Below are 5875 nucleotides of genomic sequence, written 5' to 3'. Positions count from 1 at the left end.
GAGCGCTTCTGAGCTTTGCGTCACGTCTAAAATATCATCGATTATCTGAAAGGCAAGCCCAAGGTTTTTGCCGTATTCGCCGAATTTTGCGCTCGCGCTTGAAATTTTATCATGATCTTTCGCGGTGCTAGAGCTTGAAATTTCGACTTCGTTTTTTGTGCCGCTCATATCTGAAATTTCGCCGAGATTTTCTGCGTCGCCGAATTTCAAAAAAGCCCCGCAGCGTGCGACCTCTTCGATCAAAGCGGAGGTTTTTAGATAGATCATCTGCAGATATTTGCTCGCATCGTCGTTAAAATCATTGCTTAAGCTCACGTCCATCAGCTCGCCCACGGCTAGCTTTGTGACGGCGCCCGAAAGCGCGGCGGCGATGCGGCTTTCAAATTTAGAAAGCTCGAAGTATGCCTTGGAATAGAGTATGTCGCCCAGCATCACGGCGTTTTTGGAGCCGTAGGTGGCATTGATCGAGGGTTTGCCGCGGCGCACCGAGCTTTCGTCGATGACGTCGTCGTGCAGCAGGCTCGCAGCTTGAATGAGCTCGATGATCGCGCACAGACGCAGCGATTTTTCATCTTTTTGCGCGATGTTTAGCAGCAGCTTGGAGCGCAGTTTTTTGCCGGGGCTTAGCCTATCAAACATCTCGCTAGCAGGCTCGTATCCGCAATCTGCGATGAAGCTTTTCATAATTAAATCGATTTGATCTTGCATTATTCGTTGTTGCTTAGGATATTTCCGCTCATTTGCAAAAATTTGTCGTTTAGCTCGTCTTGTAGATCCTGCTGTGCGATGAAGCTTTCGATCTCGCGCTCGCTAATGCCGCGCGTTTCGCAGAGCCGCTCACAGGCGATGAGGCGGATTAGAGCTTCTTCGATTTCGTTTTGCACTAAAGTAGGGCTTGCAGCGGATAAAATTTCAAAAAATTTCTCTCTTGGGCTGCCTTCAAAAATATCCATTTACCTTCCTTAAAATTTCGTGATTATAGCAAATGTAAAATTTAATTTAGGTTAGGGCGCGGCAAACTATCGGGGTTTTAACTAAAGCGGATTCGCAAATTTTGCGCTCGCGTGCGGTAAATTTTAAGCTTAAGCGCGGGATTTTGGGCTTTGAATCTATAAATTTTAAAATTTTACTTGTTTGCGAGATAGGCAGAGCGAGCGGAATTTAAAAATTTAATCTTGGTCGCGTGGCGGATTAAACGCGAAGCTTTGCAGAAGGCGGAATTTTAAATTTACAGATAAACAGCTTGATTTTTACGGAAATTTTAAAATTTTGTGGCGCGAGTAAAATTTTAGATTTCGCGTGAGTGGATAGAATTTCGCTTTGCTTGAGCGCCAAAATTCTTGAATTTTGCGTAGGCGGAGAGGATTTTAGCTTTGCTTGTGCGGTAAATTTTGATTTCTGCACGGCGGATAAATTCTACTTATGCAAAATCTACTCGCGCGCGCAACACGCATCAGGCTTCTTAAAATTTTAAAATACCGCTGCTTTGCGAGAATTTGAAACTCCATGGACGCAGTAGAATGCTAAAATCGCGTTTAGCATTAAATTTTAAGTCTGGTTTTCGAGGCAAATTTTAAATTAATCCGCGAGAAGGCATCTTTAAATTTTTAAAATTCTACCACCTTTTACAGATAGAATTTCATTTTTCACGCAGATAAAATCGCGCACCACAAGAGCTACTTTTAAAATTTTAAATTCCACTCGCGCAGATGAGATCCCGGTTTTTGTGCTGGCGGAATTTTCTGCGCAAGGATTATTTTCAAATTTTAATTTCGCTTGCGTTGAGTGCGAGGATGGAATTTGCTCCGTTTTAAGAGCCTAAAACGCGATTTTACTCAGCTGCATACTAGATTTCTAATTAGCTCTGCCTAAAAAGCCAGGCTGCTTTAAATTCCGCTGATGATTTCGCGCGCTTGTGCGATGCTTAGGGCATTGCGGCTTAGTTCACTAGGCTCGCCAAACCCCCAGCATACCTGCAAATACTCAAGTTTTGCGCCTCTTAGATCTGCCAAATTTGCTTGAAAGCATCGTACTGCCGCAGCTTGTGCACTTTCCGTCGCTTCTGCTTTTGCGGAAATTTTGGCGCCTTTAAAGCTTAGCGTTGCCGCCCCGTCAGCACCTGTGTCGTTAGGGCGGAATTTTTCATCCGCGTTAAGATTTTCGCCGCAAGAGCTTAAGCCCTCGCTGCTAGCGCTGAAATTCTCTCTACTCGTATCGCGGCTAGCATTTAAGCTCTCGCCGTTATTGCCGCCTTGAAATTCTAAATTTTGTAAAAATTCCGCGCCACGGAGTGCAGCTAGTTCATCTTTTTTGCTGTCGCCCAAAAAAATCGCGTTTTTGTGCGGCGAGCATGCAATTACGTGTAGCAGCATCGCAGGGTTGGGTTTTGATGGCATCTGCTCGTTCACGCCTACGACCAGATCAAATAGCCTGCGCACGCCCGTTTTTTCTAAGATCGCGCTTAGGGTATAGGAAGGCGCATTGGAGGCGACTGCGAGAAAAAATCCTGCTTTTTTGCACGAGTGCAAAAGATCCTCGATACCCTCGTAAAGCACGGCAAAATCGCGGTAATTGCTTACGAATTCTTTCTCGAAAAAAGCAAGCTCTTCGGCGCTCGCTTCGGTTTTGCCGTAAAATTCTAAAAAGGCGTTTTTGCTTGGATCGTTGATGGTGTGGACGATGAAATTCTTTTGTAGAGGCGCTAGTCCGTAGAGCTCGCGGCGAGTGTTATTGACGCTGATTTCGATCGCGCGCGAGGAGTCAAGCAGCGTGCCATCCATATCAAAAATCACGGTTTTCATCTAATAATCCTTTAAAAAATCGATTTTGTGCTTGTCTTTTTTGTAACTCTTATTATTTTTGAGCTTTTGCAAAGCGTTTGCTTCATGCTGTAGCGCTGATCTAAACGCAGCATCGCTGATCTGCCCTGCCTCGCTAGCATCAAGGACGTTTTTGGCAAAGCTTTCAAGCGCCTTGGTGTAGGGGCTATCGAGATTCGTAGCGGCCGCTTTAGATAAAATTTCGTAGTTTTTAGCTATTCGCTTCGCAAAAAGCTCTGCGTCGAAATCCTCGCGCTTTAGCAGCGCTACGGCGGATTTTACGAAGCGTTCTAGCGCGCGGATATATTTAACGCGCTCATCTTTTTCTCTGATTTGCATGATCTTTCCTTAATTAAAGCGCGCATTATAGCAAAATTCGAAATTGTGGCAAAATTACGCATATTGTAAAACTATATTTTAATAATATTTTTTCTATAAATCCCGTATTATAGGCATTTTAAAATCATATAAAAATACTTGACTTTATTGTAAAATTTCGCTATTATTCGCCAAATTTTTTACAAAGGACAAAAATGCAAAAAGAAACCCTCGCAACTCATTTTGGTTACGACTCCGTCGCAGGCTACGGCACGATGGCAGTTCCCATTTATCAAAGCACCGCGTTTAACTTCGGTTCTAGCAAAAAGGCTGCCGATCGCTTCGCGCTGCGTGATCTAGGACCAATTTATGGGCGTTTGACAAATCCTACTACTGATGTTTTTGAGGCGCGACTTGCGGCGCTGGAAAACGGCAAAGCCGCAATCGCGGTCTCTAGCGGGCAGGCGGCAATATTTTTTGCGGTGGCAAATTTAGCCGCAGCGGGCGAAAATATCATCATCGCCGAGAAAATTTACGGTGGCGCGACCACGCTTTTGGCGCACACGATCAAGCGTTTCGGCATCGAGGCTAGGATTTTTGACTCCGAAACTGCGGATAATTTGGAAGGTTTAATCAACGATAAGACTAGAGCGATCTTTTTTGAGACGCTTTCAAATCCTCAAATTTCGGTTGCAAATACCGCTAAAATCGCTACAATCGCAAATAAGCACGGCGTAGTAACGATTGCGGATAACACGATCCCAAGCCCTGCGCTTTACAATCCGCTTGATGACGGCGCCGATGTCGTAATCCACAGCGCTAGCAAATACATAAGCGGGCAGGGGCTTAGCATCGCAGGCGCGATCGTTTCGGGCAAAGGATTAAATTCCAAACTCAAAGGCAATCCGCGTTACGCACATTTCAACGAGCCTGATGAGAGCTATCACGGCTTAGTTTATGCGGATTTAGTAGATAATTTTGATATTTATACGCTTAGGATTCGCTTGTCCCTGCTTCGCGATATTGGTGCGACGCTATCGCCGTTTAACGCGTTTCAGCTCATCCAGGGGCTTGAAACACTGCCGCTTCGCATGCAAAAACACTCGCAAAACGCATTAAAGATAGCAGAATTTTTACAAAATCATCCGAAGGTAAAGCAGGTCAATTATCCGGGGCTTGCAAGCTCGCCATTTAATGCCGCGATCAAAGCGAAATTTAAAAACGGCTATGCAAGCAGTCTGATGAGCTTCATCGTAGATAGCGAAGAAACAGCGCTAAAGGCGGTTAGTAAGGTTAAAATTTTCTCTGTCGTAGCAAATATCGGCGATACGAAGTCGATCATTACTCATCCTGCGAGCACGACGCATTCGCAGCTAAACGAGGAGCAGCTAAACCGCGCTGGCGTACCTGCGAGCTTAATCCGCCTAAGCGTGGGTATAGAGGACGCGAATGATTTGATTTCTGATCTTAGTGAGGCACTGAAATAATGGCACTTTTAAGCACAAAGGGCGTTTATGGGCTGGCTGCGATTTTGCAGATCGCCAAAGCTAGCGAAGTAGCGCCGATAAGTATAAAAGAGATCGCCGAGCGTACGGGAGTTTCTAAGAATTATTTGGAACAAATTCTAAATACCCTTAGAAACGAAAAGCTGGTGTGTAGCATCAAAGGTAAAAACGGCGGTTATCACCTAGCCAGAGATGCTAGCGAGATTTCTTTCGGTGAAATTTTTACCGCTCTTGAAAAGGATCTGCGGATGACTAGCATTCAGATGAGCGATCCCGGACTGCGGGCGCTTTTTGAAAAATTTGACGTCAAGCTGGCAGAGATATTTAACGAGCCTCTAAGCAGCTACGAGGAGATGATGGCGCGAAGCGTCCAGTATTTAAATTTCAGCATTTAAAGGAAAAATATGAAAATAGCAAACGATGTTACGGAGCTCATCGGCAATACTCCGTTAGTTAGAATCAATACGTTTGGCAAAAATGCCCTCATCCTAGCCAAGGCGGAATTTTTAAATCCAAGCCACTCGGTCAAGGATCGCATCGCATGGCAGATCGTCAAAGACGCGCTAAGCTCAGGCAAAATCGATAAAAATAGCGTTTTGATAGAGCCTACCAGCGGAAACACGGGTGTGGGGCTTGCGATGATCGCAGCAAAGCTCGGTATGAAGCTCATTCTAACGATGCCAAGCTCGATGAGTATCGAGCGCCAAAAGCTCATAGCCGCATTCGGGGCTAAAATCGAGCTGACCGATCCGAAATTCGGAATGAAAGGCGCGGTAGATAGGGCAAATGAGCTGGCTGCGAGCACCCCAAATAGCTTTATCCCGAGCCAATTTGATAACCCGAGCAATCCAAAAGCGCATTTTCAAAGCACTGGACCTGAAATTTGGGAGCAAAGCGGCAGTAAGGTAGATATTTTAGTCGCGGGATTTGGCACAGGTGGCACGCTTAGCGGCACGGCGAAATTTTTAAAATCTAAAAATCCAAACCTAAAAGCCTACGGCGTGGAGCCTGCTAGCTCGCCGCTTCTTACGTGCGGCAGTGCGGGTGGGCATAAAATTCAGGGCATTGGTGCAAATTTTATCCCTGATAATCTTGATAGAAGCGTCATCGACGGCTTTTTGAGCGTTGAGAACGACGATGCGTTTGCGGCAGCTAGACAGCTGGCACAAAAAGAGGGTCTGCTCGTGGGTATCTCAAGCGGTGCTAACGTATTCGCCGCCGCGCAAATCGCTG

At 45.6% G+C, this 5875-nt stretch carries 8 protein-coding genes; 3 read left to right on the top strand and 5 right to left on the bottom strand.

The features are described 5' to 3' along the window. From Q0256_RS08125 to Q0256_RS08105, 5 genes are all read right to left on the bottom strand, one after another. Window positions 1-708 (bottom strand): polyprenyl synthetase family protein (locus Q0256_RS08125; protein WP_297962072.1); only part of this gene is annotated, 708 nt, incomplete at its 3' end. After that, entirely contained in the window at window positions 708-953 is a 246-nt protein-coding gene (locus Q0256_RS08120; protein ID WP_297962070.1) for a DUF2018 family protein, read from the bottom strand. The genes Q0256_RS08125 and Q0256_RS08120, both read right to left, overlap by 1 nt. Window positions 954-1191: 238 nt before the next feature. Then, window positions 1192-1404, bottom strand: a complete 213-nt coding sequence (locus tag Q0256_RS08115; protein ID WP_297962068.1) for a hypothetical protein — start codon at window positions 1402-1404, stop codon at window positions 1192-1194. Between the two features lie 482 nt (window positions 1405-1886). After that, complete coding sequence (locus tag Q0256_RS08110; RefSeq protein WP_297962066.1) at window positions 1887-2801, bottom strand: HAD family hydrolase; 915 nt, start codon at window positions 2799-2801, stop codon at window positions 1887-1889. Further along, on the bottom strand, window positions 2802-3161 hold the full coding sequence (locus Q0256_RS08105; RefSeq protein WP_297962074.1) for a hypothetical protein: 360 nt from the start codon (window positions 3159-3161) through the stop codon (window positions 2802-2804). It lies immediately after the preceding gene. A gap of 191 nt (window positions 3162-3352) precedes the next feature. Here Q0256_RS08105 and Q0256_RS08100 point away from each other — a divergent pair, with 191 nt between their 5' ends. From Q0256_RS08100 to cysK, 3 genes are all read left to right on the top strand, one after another. Beyond that, window positions 3353-4624 (top strand): aminotransferase class I/II-fold pyridoxal phosphate-dependent enzyme, encoded by a 1272-nt coding sequence (locus tag Q0256_RS08100; RefSeq protein WP_297962064.1) that lies wholly within the window; start codon window positions 3353-3355, stop codon window positions 4622-4624. Then, window positions 4624-5037, top strand: coding sequence for an Rrf2 family transcriptional regulator (locus Q0256_RS08095; protein WP_297962062.1), 414 nt, complete (start codon window positions 4624-4626; stop codon window positions 5035-5037). Before Q0256_RS08100 ends, Q0256_RS08095 begins: the two co-directional genes overlap by 1 nt. Before the next feature lie 9 nt (window positions 5038-5046). Further along, on the top strand, window positions 5047-5875 hold an 829-nt coding region (cysK, locus tag Q0256_RS08090), incomplete at its 3' end, for a cysteine synthase A (RefSeq protein ID WP_297962060.1).

The organism is uncultured Campylobacter sp., from assembly GCF_937949835.1.
GTDB lineage: Bacteria > Campylobacterota > Campylobacteria > Campylobacterales > Campylobacteraceae > Campylobacter_B.
Note: the sequence above shows the minus strand (reverse complement) of the source record. Positions and strands in the feature narration are given on the sequence as shown.